General features: G+C 69.9%; 19 protein-coding genes and 1 pseudogene. 13 read left to right on the top strand and 7 right to left on the bottom strand.

Annotated features, from left to right (window positions below; genetic code table 11):
- Nucleotides 1–43 precede the first annotated feature (43 nt).
- Nucleotides 44–1,402 carry a 3-oxoacyl-ACP reductase gene (locus VZQ01_RS09450; protein ID WP_426747617.1) on the top strand — a complete coding sequence of 453 codons (1,359 nt, stop codon included), beginning with the start codon at nt 44–46 and terminating at the stop codon, nt 1,400–1,402.
- A 9-nt stretch (nt 1,403–1,411) separates the two neighbouring features.
- On the opposite strand, the gene VZQ01_RS09445 is transcribed toward VZQ01_RS09450, so the two are convergent.
- The gene (locus VZQ01_RS09445) at nt 1,412–2,062 is read right to left on the bottom strand and encodes a TetR/AcrR family transcriptional regulator C-terminal domain-containing protein (RefSeq protein WP_223752041.1); all 651 of its coding nucleotides are present in this window, start codon (nt 2,060–2,062) and stop codon (nt 1,412–1,414) included.
- 76 nt (nt 2,063–2,138) lie between these two features.
- Between VZQ01_RS09445 and VZQ01_RS09440 the strand changes: the two genes are divergently transcribed.
- The 7 genes from VZQ01_RS09440 (at nt 2,139) to VZQ01_RS09410 (ending at nt 7,533) form a co-directional block, all read left to right on the top strand.
- A complete protein-coding gene (locus VZQ01_RS09440; protein ID WP_408891348.1) occupies nt 2,139–2,999 on the top strand; it encodes a M28 family peptidase in 861 nt (286 codons plus the stop codon).
- A gap of 75 nt (nt 3,000–3,074) precedes the next feature.
- Nucleotides 3,075–3,359, top strand: a complete 285-nt coding sequence (locus VZQ01_RS09435) for an autorepressor SdpR family transcription factor (RefSeq protein ID WP_046711902.1) — start codon at nt 3,075–3,077, stop codon at nt 3,357–3,359.
- Nucleotides 3,359–4,033, top strand: coding sequence for an SdpI family protein (locus VZQ01_RS09430; RefSeq protein ID WP_426747616.1), 675 nt, complete (start codon nt 3,359–3,361; stop codon nt 4,031–4,033). The genes VZQ01_RS09435 and VZQ01_RS09430 overlap by 1 nt, the downstream gene beginning before the upstream one ends.
- Nucleotides 4,034–4,044: 11 nt before the next feature.
- Complete coding sequence (locus VZQ01_RS09425) at nt 4,045–5,073, top strand: alpha/beta hydrolase family protein (RefSeq protein ID WP_426747615.1); 1,029 nt, start codon at nt 4,045–4,047, stop codon at nt 5,071–5,073.
- 31 nt (nt 5,074–5,104) lie between these two features.
- A complete protein-coding gene (locus VZQ01_RS09420) occupies nt 5,105–5,413 on the top strand; it encodes a PadR family transcriptional regulator (protein WP_426747614.1) in 309 nt (102 codons plus the stop codon).
- A complete protein-coding gene (locus VZQ01_RS09415) occupies nt 5,410–6,573 on the top strand; it encodes a hypothetical protein (protein ID WP_223752036.1) in 1,164 nt (387 codons plus the stop codon). The genes VZQ01_RS09420 and VZQ01_RS09415 overlap by 4 nt, the downstream gene beginning before the upstream one ends.
- 63 nt (nt 6,574–6,636) lie before the next feature.
- Entirely contained in the window at nt 6,637–7,533 is an 897-nt protein-coding gene (locus VZQ01_RS09410; protein WP_223752035.1) for an alpha/beta hydrolase-fold protein, read from the top strand.
- Nucleotides 7,534–7,542: 9 nt separating this feature from the next.
- Here VZQ01_RS09410 and VZQ01_RS09405 read toward each other — a convergent pair whose 3' ends face one another.
- Both VZQ01_RS09405 and VZQ01_RS09400 read right to left on the bottom strand, forming a co-directional pair.
- Nucleotides 7,543–8,364: an NAD(P)H-dependent oxidoreductase gene (locus VZQ01_RS09405; protein ID WP_426747613.1), complete on the bottom strand. Its 822-nt coding sequence runs from the start codon at nt 8,362–8,364 to the stop codon at nt 7,543–7,545.
- Nucleotides 8,361–9,374, bottom strand: a complete 1,014-nt coding sequence (locus tag VZQ01_RS09400; protein ID WP_223785444.1) for a zinc-dependent alcohol dehydrogenase family protein — start codon at nt 9,372–9,374, stop codon at nt 8,361–8,363. The genes VZQ01_RS09405 and VZQ01_RS09400 overlap by 4 nt, the downstream gene beginning before the upstream one ends.
- A 74-nt stretch (nt 9,375–9,448) precedes the next feature.
- Here VZQ01_RS09400 and VZQ01_RS09395 point away from each other — a divergent pair, with 74 nt between their 5' ends.
- On the top strand, nt 9,449–9,793 hold the full coding sequence (locus VZQ01_RS09395; protein WP_046711907.1) for a winged helix-turn-helix transcriptional regulator: 345 nt from the start codon (nt 9,449–9,451) through the stop codon (nt 9,791–9,793).
- Between the two features lie 99 nt (nt 9,794–9,892).
- Here the strand turns inward: VZQ01_RS09395 and VZQ01_RS09390 are convergent, their stop codons facing one another.
- Nucleotides 9,893–10,291, bottom strand: a complete 399-nt coding sequence (locus VZQ01_RS09390; protein WP_223785516.1) for a TolC family protein — start codon at nt 10,289–10,291, stop codon at nt 9,893–9,895.
- Between the two features lie 346 nt (nt 10,292–10,637).
- A pseudogene (locus VZQ01_RS09385) lies at nt 10,638–10,742 on the bottom strand (TetR family transcriptional regulator); the annotation flags it as partial.
- A 120-nt stretch (nt 10,743–10,862) separates the two neighbouring features.
- Here VZQ01_RS09385 and VZQ01_RS09380 point away from each other — a divergent pair.
- Nucleotides 10,863–11,456, top strand: coding sequence for a TetR/AcrR family transcriptional regulator (locus VZQ01_RS09380; RefSeq protein WP_426747612.1), 594 nt, complete (start codon nt 10,863–10,865; stop codon nt 11,454–11,456).
- A gap of 27 nt (nt 11,457–11,483) precedes the next feature.
- The gene (gene curA, locus VZQ01_RS09375; protein WP_426747611.1) at nt 11,484–12,521 is read left to right on the top strand and encodes an NADPH-dependent curcumin/dihydrocurcumin reductase; all 1,038 of its coding nucleotides are present in this window, start codon (nt 11,484–11,486) and stop codon (nt 12,519–12,521) included.
- 192 nt (nt 12,522–12,713) lie between these two features.
- On the opposite strand, the gene VZQ01_RS09370 is transcribed toward curA, so the two are convergent.
- Nucleotides 12,714–14,264 carry a pectate lyase gene (locus VZQ01_RS09370; protein ID WP_426747610.1) on the bottom strand — a complete coding sequence of 517 codons (1,551 nt, stop codon included), beginning with the start codon at nt 14,262–14,264 and terminating at the stop codon, nt 12,714–12,716.
- 716 nt (nt 14,265–14,980) lie between these two features.
- On the opposite strand from VZQ01_RS09370, the gene VZQ01_RS09365 reads away from it, so the two are divergent.
- Nucleotides 14,981–15,637 carry a hypothetical protein gene (locus VZQ01_RS09365; protein ID WP_426747609.1) on the top strand — a complete coding sequence of 219 codons (657 nt, stop codon included), beginning with the start codon at nt 14,981–14,983 and terminating at the stop codon, nt 15,635–15,637.
- Between the two features lie 169 nt (nt 15,638–15,806).
- Nucleotides 15,807–16,706, top strand: a complete 900-nt coding sequence (locus VZQ01_RS09360) for a nucleoside hydrolase (RefSeq protein ID WP_426747608.1) — start codon at nt 15,807–15,809, stop codon at nt 16,704–16,706.
- Between the two features lie 78 nt (nt 16,707–16,784).
- On the opposite strand, the gene VZQ01_RS09355 is transcribed toward VZQ01_RS09360, so the two are convergent.
- The gene (locus tag VZQ01_RS09355; protein WP_248544225.1) at nt 16,785–17,114 is read right to left on the bottom strand and encodes a YgdI/YgdR family lipoprotein; all 330 of its coding nucleotides are present in this window, start codon (nt 17,112–17,114) and stop codon (nt 16,785–16,787) included.
- Between the last annotated feature and the right edge of the window lie 132 nt (nt 17,115–17,246).

Here is a 17,246-nt window from a genome sequence, read left to right as displayed (position 1 = left end):
GTCCCCGGCGCCTCGCCTCCCCGAGTCCCCGGAGTACCGCACCATGACCGACCGGCTCATGTCCCTGGCCCACAACCCGTTCACCCGTGGGCTCGTGAAGGCCCTGGGCCTGCCCCAGCCCACGCGGCTGGCGCGGGCCGAAGGGGGCTGGGCGGCGCAGCCCTTCGCGAACCGCGTCGTGGTGCTGGGCACGGCCCCGGGTGGCTTCGCCGCACAGGGCGCGCAGGCCGCGTTCACGAGCGGCGGCGCCCGGGTGCTGGATGGTCCTCCCTCGGACGCCTCCCAGCGCGTGGACGCGGTCCTCTTCGACGCCACGGGCCTGGGCGGGCCCCAGGACACGCGCGCCCTCTACGACTTCTTCCACCCGCTGCTCCCCCGGCTCGCGCGCAACGCGCGGGTGCTGGTGCTGGCGGCGGTGCCGGACGAGGCGCCGAGCCCCGCGGCCTCCGCGGCGGCGCGTGGCGTGGAGGGCTTCGTGCGCAGCCTGGGCAAGGAGGTGGGCCGCCAGGGTGTCACCGCGAACGTCGCCTACGTGGCGCGCGGCGCCGAGGCGCGGCTGGCCGGCCCGGTGCGCTTCTTCTGCGACGTGGGGATTACCTATGTGTCGGGCCAGGCGCTCCACCTCTCCGGCGACGTGCGCGCGGCGTCGGCCGTGCCGCTGCACGCGGCGTTGAGCGGCAAGGTGGCCCTGGTGACGGGCGCGGCGCGTGGCATCGGCGCGGCGACGGCGGAGCGGCTGGCCCAGGAGGGCGCGCGCGTGGTGTGCCTGGATGTGCCCGCGCTCGGGGACGCGCTGAAGCAGACCGCCGCGCGCGTGGGCGGTGAGGCGCTCCTGTTGGATGTCACCTCTCCGGATGCGCCCGTGACGCTGGTGGCCGCGCTGAGGGCGGGCTCGGGCGGGGTGGACATCGTCGTGCACAACGCGGGCATCACCCGCGACCGCACGCTCGCGAAGATGACGCCCGAGCAGTGGGAGCAGGTGCTCACCGTCAACCTCGCGGCCATCGTGGCGATCGACGAGGCGCTGCTCGGCACCGGCGCGCTGCGCGACGAGGGACGGCTGGTGTACCTGTCCTCCATCAGCGGGGTGTCCGGCAACTTCGGCCAGACCAACTACGCGACGAGCAAGGCCGCGCTCATCGGCTACGTGGCCGCGCTCGCGCCCCGGCTCGCCGCGCGGGGCATCTGCGCCAACGCCGTGGCCCCGGGCTTCATCGAGACCGCCATGGTGGCGAAGATGCCGCTGATGACGCGCGAGGTGGGCCGCCGGCTCAACTCCCTCTCCCAGGGCGGACAGCCGCGCGACGTCGCGGAGCTCGTCACCTTCCTGTCGAGCCCGGGCGCCCACGGCGTGACGGGCAACACGGTGCGCGTCTGCGGCCAGGGGCTCATCGGCGCCTGAGGGCGGGGCCTACTTCCGGGCGGGCTTGCGGCGCGCCGGGGCCGCCTCCAGCCCGGTCATCATCGCCTCCAGGCCCAGCTCGAACTCCTCCTCCACGTCGTGGCTGTCCAGCACGCGCGCGATTTCGTGGACGCGGGGGAAGTCCTTCTCGCTCAGCTGCTGATAGGCGGGATGTGATTGCGCGTCGTCGGGCTGGGGCGCGTAGCTGGAGAGCGAGTGGCCCACGACGAAGGCCATCAACACCTGGAGCGCGCTGAGCGCCTCGTCCGGACTGAAGCCCGCGGTGCGCAGCGTGTCGAGCACCGCCTCCACGTGGGCGATGGCCCCGGGCGTGACGGCGGCGCGCGTCGCGAACAGCGGCAGCGTGTTCGGGTGCGTGCGCAGGGCCTTGCGCAGCGCCTGGGCCCGCTCCCTCAACGCCACCTGCCAGGTCCCCCCGCGCTTGGCGGAGGGCACCTCGGCGAGCACCGTCTCGAAGAGCCCGTCGAGGATGGCCGCCTTGTTGGGGACGTGGTTGTAGAGCGACATCGCCTCCACGCCCAGCGCCTGACCCAGCCGACGCATGGAGATGGCCTCCAGGCCCTCACGGTCGACGATGTCGAGCGCCGCGCTGAGGATCCGCTCCCTCGAAAGGGGTTCTCGTTTGTGCGTCTGCTTCATGTCGACTTGACGTACTTACACCATAAGCTTACTAAGTAAGTCAATCGTGGTCATTCGAGAGCGAGCAGCGGAGGCGGTGGTTGCATCTGTCGACAGGGCGGCCGTGGAGGCCGAGGCGCGGTTGCTCCGGTGGGTGGAGCGCCTGGCCATCCCTCGACACTTCGTCGTGAACGCGCGCAACAACGCCTGGGTCCGGGACGTGCTGGCGGAGGCGTTCGAGCGGCTGGGGCTCGACGTGCACCTCCAGGGGCGCTACGGGAACGTGGTGGCGCTTCCCCGGAGCGCGAAGGGGCGCACGGTGACCTTCGTGGCGGCCCACTACGACAGCGTCCCGGACTGTCCTGGCGCGGACGACAACGCGAGCGGGCTGGCGGTGATGCTCGAGTGCGCCAGGGCGCTGGCGCTCCGCGGTGCGGGGGAGGGCGTGGGCTTCCTCGCGTTCAACGCGGAGGAGGACGGGTTCCTGGGCAGCGACGACTTCGTCACCCAGGGCGTCCCCGCGCTGCCATGCGGGCTGGGGACGACGCACGTGTTGGAGATGGTCGGCTTTCGCGAGCGCTCGGGCGTGGCGCAGCAACTGCCGCTGCCGTGGGTGCCCAAGGGCTTGCGGTCCCCGGACTTCCTCGGGCTGCTCGCGAAGGGGCGCTCCAATGGCGCGGTGGACCGGGCCCTCGGCTCGGACGCGGCGGCGGGGCTGCGGTTGATGGGCGCGAAGACGTGGGGACCGCTCTACCGGTTGCTGCCCGACCTGGCCCGCAGCGACCACGTCCCGTTCTGGCTGGCCGACCGCCCGGCGGTGCTCTGGACCGATACGGCGAACTTCCGCAATCCCCACTACCACCGCGCCACGGACACGCCCGACACGCTGGATTCCTCGTTCATGCGCGAGGTGTCCGAGCTGCTCGTCGCCGTCGTCACCGCCGAATCGGCCGCCTGAGCGCAGGGCCTCCGTGGCTTGACAGGCCTCCGGAAATCGTTATTTTGAAAGTCGTCAAACAATCGAAAGGTCCTGATGCGGACGCAGGAGGTCTTCAAGGCGATTTCGGATCCGACGCGGCGCAAGGTGCTCAAGCTCCTGCAGGGGGGCTCGAAGAGCGCGGGTGAGCTGGCGGAGGCGTTCGACATCACGAAGGGCTCGCTCTCGCATCACTTCAACGTGTTGAAGGCGGCGGACCTGGTGCGCAGCGAGCGACGGGGACAGCAGATCGTCTACTCCCTCAACACGACGGTGTTCGAGGACGTGGCGGCGCTGTTGATGGACCTCTTCAAGGTCGAGAAGAAGAACGGGGAGCCGTGATGCGAATCAGCCGCGCGAACGCAGTGGGTCTGGGGCTCGTCATCGTGTCGTTCGCGCTGGCGGTGGTGTTCTACGAGCGACTGCCGGACTCCATCCCCACGCACTGGAACGCGAAGGGCGTGGCGGATGGCTACACGGCGAAGCCCTGGGGCCCCTTCATGCAGCCGCTGGTGATGGCGGGCGTGTACCTGGTGATGCTCGCGCTGCCGCGCATCTCACCCCGGGGCTATCGGATGGAGCGGTTCCAGTCCGTCTACGAGTTCGTCATGGCGATGCTGCTCGCGTTCCTGTTCATGGTGAACGGGCTGGTGCTGCTCGCGGGGCTGGGCGTGGACGTGCCCATGGCGCGCGCGCTCCACGCGGGGACGGGCCTGCTCTTCATGACGCTGGGCAACTTCATGGGGAAGGTCACCAAGAACTTCTTCTTCGGCATCCGCACGCCCTGGACGCTCGCGAACGACGAGGTCTGGCTGCGCACGCACCGGTTGGGCGGGAAGCTCTTCGTGCTCGCGGGCCTCGCGCTCGTGGTCACGGGGTTGATGGGGTACGGGCCGGACTTCGTGATGGTGCTCGTGGGCGTGGTGGTCGTGATTCCAGTCATCTACTCGTACGTCATCTCCCGCCGCCTCGAGCGCGGCTCGACGGATGACGAAGGCACCCAGCGGCCTCTGTGAGGGGAGGGAACATGCGTCGCGTTCTTCGAGGTTCGATTCTCACCACCTGGATGGTGTTTGGCGGCTGCGCGAGCTCGTCGTCGTCCCAGGCGCCCCTGGTGGCGGCCCCTGTCATGCGGGACCAGGCCCCCGTGCGGGCCGCGCCGTCGACCGCCGTGTCCGCCGCGCCGTATGTCGAGGCCTCGGCCTTCCGGAGCGAGGAGGTGTCGGTGGGGAAGGCGCCCTGGGAGCTGATGGGGACGCTGACGGTGCCCTCGGGCAAGGGGCCCTTCCCGGGCATCATCCTGGTCCATGGCTCCGGTCCCCATGACCGGGACGAGACGGCGGGGCCCAACAAGCCGTTCAAGGACCTGGCCGAGGGGCTCTCCTCGCGAGGCATCGCGGTCCTGCGCTACGACAAGCGGACGAAGGTGTACGCGCGGCAGTCCGCGGCGGGCATCTCGATGGATGACGAGGTCGTCGTGGACGCCGTCGCCGCCGTGGAGGCCCTCAAGGCCCGCGCGGACATCGACCCGAGGCGCATCTTCGTGGTGGGGCACAGCCTGGGTGCGCTCCTGGCGCCGGAGATAGCGGTCCGCGCGGCCCCCGTCTCGGGCGCAGTCCTGCTGGCGCCGCCGGGGCGCGCGCCGTGGGACATCCTCCTCGCGCAGCTGCGCTACCTCGAGCAGCCCCCGGAGCTCATCGCCGGCATCGAGAAGGACGTGGAGCTGCTGAAGGCGGGGACGCTCGGCGACAAGAAGCTGCTGGGCGCTCCCGCCGCGTACTGGCGGGACTGGGCCTCACGGGACGGTGTCGCGATGGCCCGGAAGCTCGCGCGGCCCCCGCTCATCCTTCGCGGCGAGCGCGACTACCAGGTCACCGAGGAGGACCTCGCCGTCTGGAAGAAGGGGCTGCCCCAGGCCGAGGTGGTGACGATTCCTGGGAGCAACCACCTGTTCATCCAGGGCACCGGCAAGCCTGGCCCCGCCGAATACCAGACACCGGGGCACGTGGATGCCCGGGTGGTCGACAGGCTCTCGGCGTTCATCTCGGGCCCTTGACTTTAAATCTATATAGGTAGATTTAAGGGGCATGCCCCGAACCCGCGCCCTGTCGAATCACGCCCGCGTCGTGCTCGCCGCGCTGTTGGAGGCCGGCGAGCGCTGGTCGCACGGGTATGAGCTGTGCCGTCTCGCGGACGTGAAGTCGGGCACGCTCTATCCGCTGCTGATTCGCCTCGAGGCCCAGGGGTACCTGGAGGCCGAGTGGCAGCAGCCGGCGGAGGGCGGACGGCCTCCGAGGCACGCCTATCGGCTGACCCGGAGTGGGGTCCAGCTCGCGCGCGACAATCCGCCGGAAGGCAAGGTGGCTCGCCGTGGCCTCCGCGAGGCGACGTCATGAGCATCCGGTTCCAGCGACGCGTGGCGGAGCTGCTGTGCCGGGCCCTGCGGTTCCTGCTGCCGCCGCACCAGCGCGACTGGGCGTGGGCCATCCAGGCGGAGCTCGCGGAGATTCCCGATGACACCCAGGCGCTGAGGTTCGCGCTGGAGAGCTTCCGCGGGCTGGCGCCGCGAGCCCTCGGCCTGCTCCTGCTGCAACCCTTCCTCTCCTTGATGAGCGCGGAGGTGCGTGCGTCGCGCGCGGACCGTGGCTTCGGCGTGGCGCGCGGTCCGGGGCCCGTTGGCGTGCTCTGCGCGGTCGGCGCGGTCACCCTGGGGCTCGTCTACATGACGCTCGCGGGGGCGCCTGTCCGCTACCTCGGCAGCAACGTGGGCGCGCTCGTCATCGGGTGGGTCCTGCTGTCCCTCCTCCGCCGCATCCCGGAGTCGGTCGAGCGCGGGGCCGGAGCGCTGATTCTCTGTCTCTCGGCACTGTTGCTCGCGACCTCGCTCCTCGGCCTCCGGGTCGAGGGGGCCTGTCGCTGGGTCGGGCTCGGCGGTGTGGTCGTCCAGCCGAGCCTCGTGCTCCTGCCGCTCATGCTCGTCGGCTACTCCCGGACGCGCACTCCGCTCGGGACGATGGGAATCGTCGTCGCCGCGCTGGCCATGGCGCTCCAGCCGGACCGCGCGATGGCGGCCATGATGGCCACGGCGATGGTGGCCGTCACGGCGACGCGCGCGTCCCGGCTGACGTGCCTGGCCTTCGCGGCCAGCCTCCTGGCGTTCGTGGTGACGCTGCTGCGCCCCGATACGCTCCCCGCCACCCCCTTCGTCGACCAGGTCCTCCATTCCTCCTTCGCGGCCCATGCCCTCGCCGGGGGCGCTGTCGTGGCTGGCCTGGCCCTGTTGCTCGTCCCAGCGCTGCGCCTCAGGGCGTGTGAGCCGCACCTCCGCCCGGCCTGCCTCACCTTCGGGGCCGCCTGGCTCGCGGTGATGCTCGCCGCCGCGCTCGGCAACCATCCGACTCCGGTCGTGGGCTATGGCGGCAGCGCGATCCTCGGTTACCTCCTGAGCCTCTGGCTCCTGCCCGGGCCCCTGAGGCAGGGGGACATCTCGACGAGCGGCTCGCCCGGGGAGCCGCCGACGCCGCGCGACCTCCACTCGAAGGTCGCGCTGGCCTAGGCGGGCTCGGCGGGGCCGCACGCGTCGGTCGTCACGGCACCTCTCCCATCGGATACCTCAACCATGCCCATGCCTCGCCCTGGACGGCGGGTTCGATACCTGCTGCCCGTCGTCTTGCTCTCCATCGTGTCCTGGTTCGCGTGGACGGAACTCACGCGCAGCCGCGGCGACCAGAAGGCCTCGTTCCCGCCCGCGAGTCAGGTGTGCGATTCGGAAGGTCCACTTCGTTACTGCATCAACACCGCCGCGGCGGGCACCAATGGTGACGTCGTCTACCATCACCACGGACGCAAGCTCGATGAGACGCTCTGGAACGACGACACCTACTTCACCGGCATGCTGCAGGCGCGCTGGCACGCCGCGGGAGTCCTGCCGCCCACCGTCGTCACCGTCTCCTACGGTCCGACGTGGCTGCTGACGCCGAAGGGAAAGCAGGAGGACAGCGGGCTGCTCGAGGACTTCATGTCACGGCTGCCCGCGCTCGAAGCCAAGGTGGGTCGCCCCCGGCGGCGGATGCTGCTGGGAGAGTCGATGGGCGGCCTCAATGTCCTCGTCGCGGGCCTCTCGCATCCGACGCGGTTCGCGAAGGTCGCGGCGCTCTGCCCGGGCGTCTATCTCGACTCGCCGTTCTCCTCCCTCGGAACCCTCCGGGCCTCGATGGAGCGCACCGGGGCCAATCCGAAGATCGTCTTCGGCGTCTGGCTGCTGGCGCGCAGGTACGTGGCCGACGAAGCCGAGTGGCGCCGCGTCTCGCCCCTGGAGTTGATCTCCCAGGCGGGGCCCGGCACGCCGGAGCTCTATCTCTCCTGCGGTCTCTACGATGCCTACGGCAACTACGAAGGCACCGAGCGCCTGGCCCAGCTCGCCCGCCAGCGCGGCGTCAAGACCGAGTGGCACCCGCTCTATGGTGGCCACTGCGCATCGGACGTGTCGTCGCTGGCCGACTTCCTCGTGAACTGACCGGGCGGTTCATCCGGACGTCGTCGAATTGAGTCGGTGCTGCTCCGGCTCACCCGGCTGGAGCAGGTGGATGCGCGTGCCCCCCGCGCCGAGCCCGAGGCCCGGCTTCAACACCTGCTGGGTGTCGTAGTGCCCGCCGTTCTGCCTGCGGAACGGAATGGGCGCGTCCGTGAACAATCCGTCCAGCCGAGCCTTGTAGGCCTCCTCCACGGACGGCCATTCCTCGGGCGTGAGGCGGTCGGACATGTAGAGGCTGAACGGCGGGAGCGCCTCCATGCCGGGGTAGTAGATGACGCCGTGCTGGATGGGGAAGAGCAGATCATCGAGCGCGCCATTCACGCCGCGCTCCGTGTAGTGCGGGGCCCGTCCGCCAATCGTGACGGAGAGCATCGCGCGGCGTCCGGTGAGGGTGCCCTCTCCGTAGCGGTCTCCCCAGCGCTCGCCGCCGTGCACGCCCACGCCATAGGCGAAGCCGTAGGCGAAGACCCGGTCGACCCAGCCCTTCAGGATGGCCGGCATCGAGAACCACCACAGCGGGAACTGGAAGATGACGGCCTGGGCCCAGAGCAGCTTCTGCTGCTCGGCCACCACGTCCGCGCGCTGCGTGCCGCCCGCGAAGGCGGCCTTCGAGGCCCGGGCATAGGCCAGCCGCTCTCCCTCGGGGTGCGCCAGGAAGTCGCCCGCGTCGGCGGTGGCCTTCCAGTTCATCGCGTACAGGTCCGAGACCCGCACCGTGTGCCCGAGCCCGGTGAGGTGGCTCACCGCCAGGTTCTTCAGCGCGCCGTTGAGCGAGCGGGGCTCGGGGTGCGCGTAGACGATGAGGACGTTCATGGGAGGCTCACCACGACCTTGCCCAGGTGCTGCGCGCTGGCCAGGTGCTCCCAGGCGGCGCGGGCCTCCTCGAAGGGGAACACGCGGTCGATGACGGGCTTGATGCGGTTGTGCTCCAGGGCCGCGACGAAGCGCTCGAACATGGAGACCGAGCCCACGTAGACGCCGTGCACCGTCTGCCGCCGCTGGAACACCGCGCCCAGGTTGACCTCGCCCCGGGCTCCGGTGAGCACGCCGAGCATGCTCATGGAGCCGCCGTAGCGCAGCGCCGCGGAGGACTGGTCGAAGGTGGCCTGTCCGCCCACGTCGACCACCAGGTCCACGCCCCGGCCGCCGGTGAGCGCCTTGGCCCGCTCGCCCCACTTCGCGTCGGCGCGGTAGTCGATGACCTCCTCCGCGCCCAATTCGCGCAGCCGCACCGCCTTGTCCGCGCTGCTCGACGTCATCAGCACCCGCGCGCCCGCGGCCTTCGCCAGCTGCAGCGCGAACACGGACACGCCGCCCGAGCCCTGGAGCAGCACCGTCTCACCCGGCCGGAGCGAGGTGACCTCGAACAGCGCCTGCCACGCGGTGAGCCCGGCGCAGGGGAGGGTGGCCGCCTCCTCGAACGAGTACCCCTTCGGGATGCGCACCCAGGCGTGCTCGGGGAGCACCACCTCCTCGCGCAGCATGCCGTCGGCGAGCGAGCCGCCGAGCGCGCTGGCGTGGTGCGCGTCGCTCAGCTCGCCGTCCACCCAGTGGGGGAAGAAGTTGGCCATCACCGGGTCGCCCACCTTCCAGCGGGTGACGGCCGAGCCCACCTCCAGCACCTCGCCAGCGCCGTCGGAGACGGGCACGCGAGGGGAGGAGAGGTTCTTCTCCGCCCCCCGGGTGATGAGCAGGTCGCGGTAGTTGAGCGACACCGCCCTGACGCGGACCTTCACCTCGTGCGAGCCCACGCTCTGCGACGGGCGCTCAGCCCGCGTGAGTGCATCGAACCCCGGCCTCGGCTGCAGTTCCCATGTCTTCATGGTGCAGACGTACGTTTCGGGTTATTTCTCCGCAAGTACGCACAAGTTTGGCCAGTACGCACAAAATGGGAACCATGGCTCGCAAGCGCGACGATGATTCGAAGACGAACTGCGCGGTGGAGGCCGCCCTCGGCGTCATCGGTGGGCGCTGGAAGGGCGTGGTGCTGTACTGGTTGCTCAAGGGCACGCATCGCTTCGGGGAGCTGCGCAAGCGGCTGCCGAACTGCAGCCAGCGCATGCTCACGCTCCAGCTTCGCGAGCTGGAGGAGGACGGGCTCGTCAAGCGCACCGTCTACCCGGAGGTGCCGCCCCGCGTGGAGTACGAGCTCACCCCGTTCGGCCGCTCGCTGGAGCCGGTGCTCCTGGGCCTGCGCGACTGGGGAGACCGGTACAAGCGCCGCTTGCAGCGCGCGGCGTGAGGTCAGGGTGACGGACTCAGAGGTCGCCTCCCGGAGGCGCGACGAACGGGACACCGCACGCGGGGCAGGCCCGGGCACTCGCGGCGCCTCCCAGGTACTCTACGGCTTCGCCAGCGAGTGGCCGGTGGGGTCGAACAGGCCCATCGCCCGCGCCAGGGCCAGCCGTGACAGCTGCACGTTGAGCGCCTCGGCCACGGAGGAGAGCTGCGCGCTGGCGAGTGTCGCGTTGACGTCCGTCACCTGGAGGTACGTCGAGGCGCCGGCATCGAAGCTCTCCTTCGCCAGGCGCGCGCTCTCCACGGCCAGCTTCACCCGCTCCTCGGCCGTGGCGAGGTTGACCTCGGCGGTCTCCAGCTCGCCGCGCGCCTTGCGCACCTGGTCGCGAATCTGCTCCTCCGCGCCCCGCAGGTCGGCGTTGGCCTCGGCAATCTTGCCCGAGGACTCGCGCAGGTTGGCCTCGCGCAGCCCGCCGTCGAACAGGTTCCAGGACAGGGCCAGGCCCGCGGTCCACGTGGTCGTCTGTCCCGTGAGGCCCGCCGTGTTCGTCGTTCTCGATGATGGCCGCCAGGACGCCCGTCTCGTCGTCCACCATCTTGGGAATCAGGTGGGTCGCCGCCTCGCCGAGGTCGAGCAGGGTTTCCATGTCGATGCGCTGCCCCGCGGGCGACCGGCCGTTCTGCTCCATGCGACAGTGGATGTAGGCGCGGACCTGTTCCACGGGCGTCCTCGCGTCGCGCAGCCTGCTCCGCAGCTCGGCCAGGCTCCGCGCGAACTCCTGCTGGGCGCAGGCCTCGAAGAGGGCTTCCTTGTTCTCGAAGTGCAGGTAGATGCTGCCCTTGCCCACCCCGGCGCGTTTGGCGATGTCCTCGACCGAGGCCTTCTTGAAGCCGTAGCGGCCGAAGACCTCTCCGGCGGCGTTGAGGATGGCGGTGCGTGGGTCGGAACTCATTGACTGGATTTGCAATCCGGTCATTCAGTCAGCGCAAGTCCTGGGCTCATGTCCTGGCGGTCGCCTGCTCTACGAAAGAACGACTAGACGACCGGTCTACTGGTCGTTAGCCATGGGCGCATGAGCGCGAGCGGGGCCTCCCAGGACGTCCGGCGACACATCCTCGAGGCGGCGCATCCGCTGCTGGTGAGCAAGGGCTTCACGGCGGTGGGGCTGGCCGAGGTGCTGGCGGCGGCGAAGGTGCCCAAGGGCTCGTTCTATTACTACTTCGGCTCCAAGGAGGCGTTCGGCCAGGCGGTGCTGGACGCGTACTTCGCCGACTACCAGTCGCGGATGGATGCGCTGCTGGCGGCGCCGGGCTCTTCCGTACAGCGGCTGATGGCGTACTTCCAGGACTGGTTCGCGTCGCAGACGGACGAATCGGCGGTGAGCCGCTGTCTCGTCGTGAAGCTCGGCGCGGAGGTCTGTGATTTGTCGGAGAGCATGCGCGCGGCGTTGGAGCGCGGCACGCAGGGCATCATCGACCGGTTGGAGCGCTGTCTCGATGCGGGCCGCGAGGACGGCTCGCTGTCGACGACGGAGCACTCGCGGGCGTTGGCGCTCGCGCTGTACCAGACGTGGCTCGGCGCCGGGCTGCTCGCGAAGATTTCCCGCGACCGCGCCCCGCTGGACACGGCGATGGCCGACACGCGGCGTCGGTTGGGCATCTCGTAGGTCCCTACACCCCAGGAGTCCGCAGCCATGAGTCAGAGCGATGTCCGCAACCGTCGAGTCGTCCTCGCAGCGCGTCCGCGTGGGCTTCCGACGTCCACCCACTTCCGCATCGAGGAGACAGCCGTGCCGACGCCGGGCGAAGGGCAGGTGCTGCTGCGCACCCTGTCCCTGTCGCTCGACCCGTACATGCGCCCGATGATGAATGAAATCCCTCCGGCGTATGCCGATGCATCGGTCGCGGTGGGGGCGCCGATGGTGGGCGGCACCGTCAATCGCGTCGTCGCCTCGCGCAATCCCAGCTTCCGCGTCGGGGACCAGGTGCTCGGCAACGCGGGCTGGCAGGACTACGCGCTGTCGGATGGGCAGGACCTGGTGGCGCTCGGGGAGATGAAGCAGCCGTCGCTGGCGCTCGGCGTGCTCGGCATGCCCGGGTTCACCGCACACGTCGGGCTGCTCGACATCGGGGAGCCGAAGACAGGGGAGACGGTGGTGGTGGCCGCGGCGACGGGGGCGGTGGGCGCGGTGGTGGGGCAGGTCGCGAAGCTGAAGGGCGCGCGGGTGGTGGGCATCGCGGGCGGGGCGGACAAGTGCCGCTACGCCGTGGAGGTGCTGGGCTTCGACGTGTGCCTGGACCGGCGCGAGCCGAAGCTGGCCGAGCGTCTGGCCGCCGCCTGCCCGCGCGGCATCGACGTCTACTTCGAGAACGTGGGCGGTGAGGTGTTCGAGGCGGTGGTGCCGCTGCTCAACCACCACGCGCGCGTGCCGTTGTGCGGGACCATCGCCAGCTACAACGAGGACGCGCCGCCACCCGGTCCGAACCTGCTGCCGAAGGTGATGTCCGTCTTCCAGACGAAGCGCGTCCGCGCGCAGGGCTTCATCATCCTGGACCACTACGGCGCGCGCTACGACGCCTTCCGCCGGGACATGGACGCGTGGGTGGCCGAGGGCCGCGTGAAGCTGCTCGAGGACACCGTGGACGGGTTGGAGAACGCCCCGGGGGCGTTCATCGGGATGCTCCAGGGGAAGAACGTCGGCAAGCTCGTGGTGCGCGTCAGCGAGGGATGAGCTTGACGGGGAAGACGTAGCGGCTGTCCTCGGGGACCCGAGCGCCCCGGTCCCGCGGTTCGCCGACGATGCGGGTCCATTCGTCGGCCTGGTGCCTGCCTCCGAACGACGACGTCCCATGAAGATTCCAGGGCCGGAGATATTCCGGGCAGGGCCCGGAGTCCGGGTCCGCCGAGTGGTATCAGGGATGCATCAGTAATTCCATGCCGTGCAGTCGGTCGTGGTGCGCGTGACGAACTCGGCGAGGGTGCGCAGGTTCCGGACGAAGGTGCTCGTGTCGAGGTAGTCGCCGGGGGTGGCGCCGCTGCGAGGTCCACCCGGGCTGTAGGTCGTGAGCCACTTCTCGTTGTTGACGGCGGCGTCGACGGCCTGCGCCGTGTCGTAGCGCAGCTGCTGGCACGTGCGCTTCATCACGGTGGTGTCGGTCGCCAGCCGGGTGTACTCGGCGCGGAGGGCGGCCAGCTGCGAGGGGACCTCCCAGGCGTAGTTCTGGTAGGTGGGCGCCGCCGAGGAGAAGCGGACCGGATAGCCACCGGCCTTCACGGTGTAGAAGCCGATGTTCGACGGGGCCGTGTCATCGAGCTCGATGTAGCGGTGGATGAGCGTGTCGTTGGCGAAGTCGACCGTCTCCAGGTAGGCGAGGGCGGTGGCGACGGCATCGCGGTTCGCGGGGACGCTGGGGTCGAGCTGGTAGAGGCGGAGCAGGGCCCACATGACGTCCTGGCTCTCCTGGCCGGCGATGGCGGGGGCCTCCCAGCTGCGCGCCCAGCGGGGCTGCATCTGGCCGTCGTACTGCTGTGCCCACGCGGGCTGGGGCGGGGGCATCTGCGCCCGGCGCAGGAAGTCGCCGAAGGCGGCGCGCATGGACTGATACGTCGTGGCCCGGGCCGGGTAGACCTCCTGGGCCCAGTACAGCATCTCGACGAAGGCGGTCGCGAGGTTGTCGTTCAGCGTCGGGTCATCCCAGTACTCGGTGGTGTACGCATTCGCGTGGCACTGGGCCAGGCCGCAGGAGGTCCCGATGGACGGAGGGTAGCTCGCCACCAGCGCGGGCCGGGTGGCGACGGGGGCGGAGAACCCCTGGGGAAAGCCGCCGTGGGTGGGGTACTGCGAGGTCTCCATCCGCGCGCGGGCGTACGCCGAGGCGCTGGAGATGTCCGCGTTGGCGAACCCGAGCAGCTGGTCCACGCGCATCATCGCGATGAGGGCGTTCTGGGTGACCTGGTCGTCGTAGGCCGTGGTGGAGCAGCCGCCGCAGCCACAGCTCGCCGTGGTGTTGAGGTAGCATGCCCGCAGCGTCGGCGTCGGCTTGAAGTCCGCGTAGAGGCGCCAGCCTCCCGACTTCACCTGTCCGTGACGCAGTGCCATCGCCGTGTCCAGCGCGTAGGTCTTGAGCGCGGGGGTGGCGGGGTCCGCGAGGGCGGCCTCGACGAAGGCGATGGCGACGTCGGACGTGCCGGGGGACTGAATCATGATCTGCTCTTCGTCGAGCTGGATGTCCCCCCAGCGCTCGCTCAGGTTGCTGGCGTTGTGGTGCCACGCGTAGCCGCCGTGCCGCGCGACGTTGTCGTGGAAGTACTTCGCCGCGTTGCGCATGCGCCCGAGCGCCTTCGCGCGCAGCGGCGTCACGGCGGCCTGGGGCGCCTCGCCCGTCTGGGGTTCACCGTCCGGCGGGCCCTCCGTCGGAGCGCAGGCGAACAGCGAGAGGAGCGGCAGGAGCAGGAGGCTGGCGTGGTTTCTCATGGGGCGTGCTTACAGCCTCTGACAGGGGACGGGGTAGTGGCTGGGGGCGGCCGCACCCGAGGATGAGGAAGCGGACATGGACCTCGACCCTGTGGTCATCGCGGGCTCGACGCGCTTGTGAGGATTTGCGCCGGCGCGGTAATCGCAATCATGAAGCTGGGTCTGGCGTGTCGCCTCCCCCCCCCCACCCCCCCCCTCCTGTTGGGGTGGATGTTTGCATTTGGGGTGAAAAAGGGTGTGCCAGAGGGCGCTCCGTGAGGAGTCATTGACAGACGACTGTGTGAGTGGTTTACGGCGCGCGACGGCAATCCTTGGTTTGTCCATTCAATGACCAAGCGCAAGAAGGGCGCTTCGTCTGGTCAGGGGCGCCTTCGACCTCGGGCTAGGGGAATGATGACTTCGGCGGGGTGTGTGGGACGGCGTCGAGCATCTCGCTGAGGCTTCTGTCCTCGGGGGCATACACCATCGTCGCGGGTTGCTATGGCAGCACGAGCTGCAGCGGAGTGGTCTCGTTCAGATACTGAGCCTGGGATGCGAGCAGCGGCCGGGAGGCGCTCTTGGGTGTTGGCGCCTCCTGGCGCCGGGATTCCAGTCACAATCGATTGCTAAAGACACACGCTCATGAGTCGTGCCCTGTTGCGTCATCGAGACAGGGCGCACCGGGCGTCCGGACCGACCCGGGGTCTTTCCCGTGGGAAGAAGATAGAGTTCCGCCCATGGACAGGGTCGCCCTCTTCTTCTGGCTGTGGGTGCTGTTCCTCGCGGTCAACGTGATGTGGGCGTTGGCGCAGGCGGTGGTGGCGAGCGCCCTCGGGGCTCGGCCCCTCGTGGTTCGCATCGGCTATGGGCCCCAGTTGGTGGCGTGGCGCATGGCGGGCATCGGCTGGAGCCTGCATCCCATCACCCTGGGCAGCTCCGCGTCGTTCGTGCCAGAAGCCGAGGAAGGCTCCACGGAGCCGCTCAAGAGCCGGCTGCTCAAGCTGCCACCCCCGCTGCACGCACTGGCCCTGGCGGTGCCCTGGTACGTGCAGATTGGCGTCGCCATGGCGTGCCTGGGGCCCGCGGAGGGCTTCCATCAATTCACCGAGGGCTTCCCCGCCGTGTTCAACCTCTCCGCGCTGCCGGGCCGCGTGGAGCGCTTCGTCGGCCTGCTCCGTGAAGGAGCGCTGGTCCGGGCCTGGGGCATCATGAGCGCGCGGATGGCGTCCCTGAACCTGCTCCCCATCCCCTCCCTGGCGGGCGGCTACCTGATGCTCCTGCCCTGGCGCGACAAATCGCCGAAGTGGGTCCGCCCGATCGCCGCCGTCCTGCTCGCCCTCTCGCTCCTCTGGGCCGTGTGGGTCGCGTCCCTCTTCGTCAGGGCCATCCTCTAGACGCCTGTCGCCAGAAGCCAGGTCCTGCTCGCCGCGAATCCGCCCCGGGCCGTTCAGGACCTCGCCCAGCAGCGCGTCAGGCGCGACGCACGGGTGAGCCCCTCATCCGTCGTCCTCGCCGCGCGTCACCGACGTGCTTCGACGAGGACGTCACGCCCCGGAGTCACTCATGGCCTTTGACATCCTCTTCGACATGGAGACGAGCGACCCCGACGACGCGCTCACCCTCTGCCTGTTGGCCACGCACCCCGCCGTCACCCTGCGGGCGGTGACCGTGACGCCGGGCACGCTCGCCCAGGTGGGAATGGTGAGGCACCTGCTCGCGCGGGCTGGCCGGGGAGACGTGCCCGTGGGCGCGCGCAATCCGGAATCACAGAAGGAGAGTCTCTCCGCCTTCCACACGAAGTGGCTGGGACCGCTGGCTCCCGCCGCGCCGGATGCCCTGGCGCACGAGGTGCTGGCTCGCACGCTCAGGCGGTATCCCCAGGCGACGCTGTTGACGGGCGCACCGCTCCAGAACCTGCGGCTGCTCCTGGAGCACCACCCGGACGTCCACCTGCACCGGTGGGTGGCGCAGGGCGGCTTCGCGGGCGACAACGTGGTCCCTCCGGAGCACCGGCTGCCCAAGTTCGCGGGCCTGCGCACCTGCCCGACCTTCAACTTCAACGGAGACCCCAAGGGCGCGCTGCTGGCCCTGTCCTCGGACCGGGTGGGTCGCCGAGAGCTGGTGTCCAAGAACGTCACCCATGGCGTGGCCTACGACGGCGCCTTCCACGAGCGCATGAAGCCCCACGCCTCCGCGACGCCCGGGCTGGCGCTCATCTTCGAAGCCATGGAGCGCTACCTGGCGCAGCGGCCCGAAGGCAAGCTCCTGCACGACCCCCTCGCCGCGTGCGCGGCCATCGACCCCGGAATCGTCACCTGGGCACAGGTGGAGGTGGTGCGCGAGCGCGGGGAGTGGGGCTCCGAGCTGGCACACGGCACCCGGACCTTCATCTCGGTGGCCATGGACCCGGAGCGCTTCTTCCGGACCTTCGTGGGACTCGACCAGCCGCCCGCTCCCCGCTGAAGCCCCGTGCCATTCGTTGTCACCTTCGGACCTCTCGGCCACGGCCGAGAGGTCCCATGCGTCTGCCGCGGTGAAGGCTCAGCAGTGCTTCCTGATGAGCGCCTGACAATGCTTGATGGCCTGGGCGATGGTGCAGCCGGTGGCCGTGCAATGCGGCCGCCCCGTATCCGGGTGCCGGCAATAGTTGAGCACCACCCAGCAGGCGAGACTGTCCTCGTCCACACTCACGTTGGCGGCATCGACATCCGGCGCTTCCTCACCGGGCTCCGCCGACCGCTGCTCGATGACCAGCTCGCGGCCATCCTCCGTGGTCATCACCTGTCCGGTCTCCGGCAGGTTCGCCTCCTCGGTGCCACAGCCGACGAGCGACAGTGTTGCCAGGAACATTCCCAGGAGCAGCTTCTTCATGGTCATGCCTTTCTTTGGACGTGAGACGCCAGCGGGCGCCGCCAGACTCTCGGATAAATCCAGCACTCCATGTCTAAGGCACGAAATAGATGAACACAAACGCGTCGGCCCGAACGGCGGGCATCAGACAAT

This window comes from Myxococcus faecalis, assembly GCF_050039385.1.
GTDB classification, from domain to species: domain Bacteria; phylum Myxococcota; class Myxococcia; order Myxococcales; family Myxococcaceae; genus Myxococcus; species Myxococcus fulvus.
The sequence above is the reverse complement of the archived record's forward strand: the minus strand, read 5'-3'. Positions and strand labels throughout refer to the sequence as shown.

Bases quoted from the DNA above. Each gene is read 5' to 3' on its own strand.
- VZQ01_RS09360 (WP_426747608.1), top strand. From the start codon at position 15,807: ATGGCCTTTGACATCCTCTTCGACATGGAGACGAGCGACCCCGACGAC.
- VZQ01_RS09430 (WP_426747616.1), top strand. From the start codon at position 3,359: ATGCGAATCAGCCGCGCGAACGCAGTGGGTCTGGGGCTCGTCATCGTG.
- VZQ01_RS09425 (WP_426747615.1), top strand. From the start codon at position 4,045: ATGCGTCGCGTTCTTCGAGGTTCGATTCTCACCACCTGGATGGTGTTT.
- VZQ01_RS09355 (WP_248544225.1), bottom strand. From the start codon at position 17,114: ATGAAGAAGCTGCTCCTGGGAATGTTCCTGGCAACACTGTCGCTCGTC.
- VZQ01_RS09450 (WP_426747617.1), top strand. From the start codon at position 44: ATGACCGACCGGCTCATGTCCCTGGCCCACAACCCGTTCACCCGTGGG.
- VZQ01_RS09410 (WP_223752035.1), top strand. From the start codon at position 6,637: ATGCCCATGCCTCGCCCTGGACGGCGGGTTCGATACCTGCTGCCCGTC.
- VZQ01_RS09420 (WP_426747614.1), top strand. From the start codon at position 5,105: ATGCCCCGAACCCGCGCCCTGTCGAATCACGCCCGCGTCGTGCTCGCC.
- VZQ01_RS09405 (WP_426747613.1), bottom strand. From the start codon at position 8,364: ATGAACGTCCTCATCGTCTACGCGCACCCCGAGCCCCGCTCGCTCAAC.
- curA (WP_426747611.1), top strand. From the start codon at position 11,484: ATGAGTCAGAGCGATGTCCGCAACCGTCGAGTCGTCCTCGCAGCGCGT.
- VZQ01_RS09445 (WP_223752041.1), bottom strand. From the start codon at position 2,062: ATGAAGCAGACGCACAAACGAGAACCCCTTTCGAGGGAGCGGATCCTC.
- VZQ01_RS09370 (WP_426747610.1), bottom strand. From the start codon at position 14,264: ATGAGAAACCACGCCAGCCTCCTGCTCCTGCCGCTCCTCTCGCTGTTC.
- VZQ01_RS09400 (WP_223785444.1), bottom strand. From the start codon at position 9,374: ATGAAGACATGGGAACTGCAGCCGAGGCCGGGGTTCGATGCACTCACG.
- VZQ01_RS09365 (WP_426747609.1), top strand. From the start codon at position 14,981: ATGGACAGGGTCGCCCTCTTCTTCTGGCTGTGGGTGCTGTTCCTCGCG.
- VZQ01_RS09395 (WP_046711907.1), top strand. From the start codon at position 9,449: ATGGCTCGCAAGCGCGACGATGATTCGAAGACGAACTGCGCGGTGGAG.
- VZQ01_RS09435 (WP_046711902.1), top strand. From the start codon at position 3,075: ATGCGGACGCAGGAGGTCTTCAAGGCGATTTCGGATCCGACGCGGCGC.
- VZQ01_RS09380 (WP_426747612.1), top strand. From the start codon at position 10,863: ATGAGCGCGAGCGGGGCCTCCCAGGACGTCCGGCGACACATCCTCGAG.
- VZQ01_RS09415 (WP_223752036.1), top strand. From the start codon at position 5,410: ATGAGCATCCGGTTCCAGCGACGCGTGGCGGAGCTGCTGTGCCGGGCC.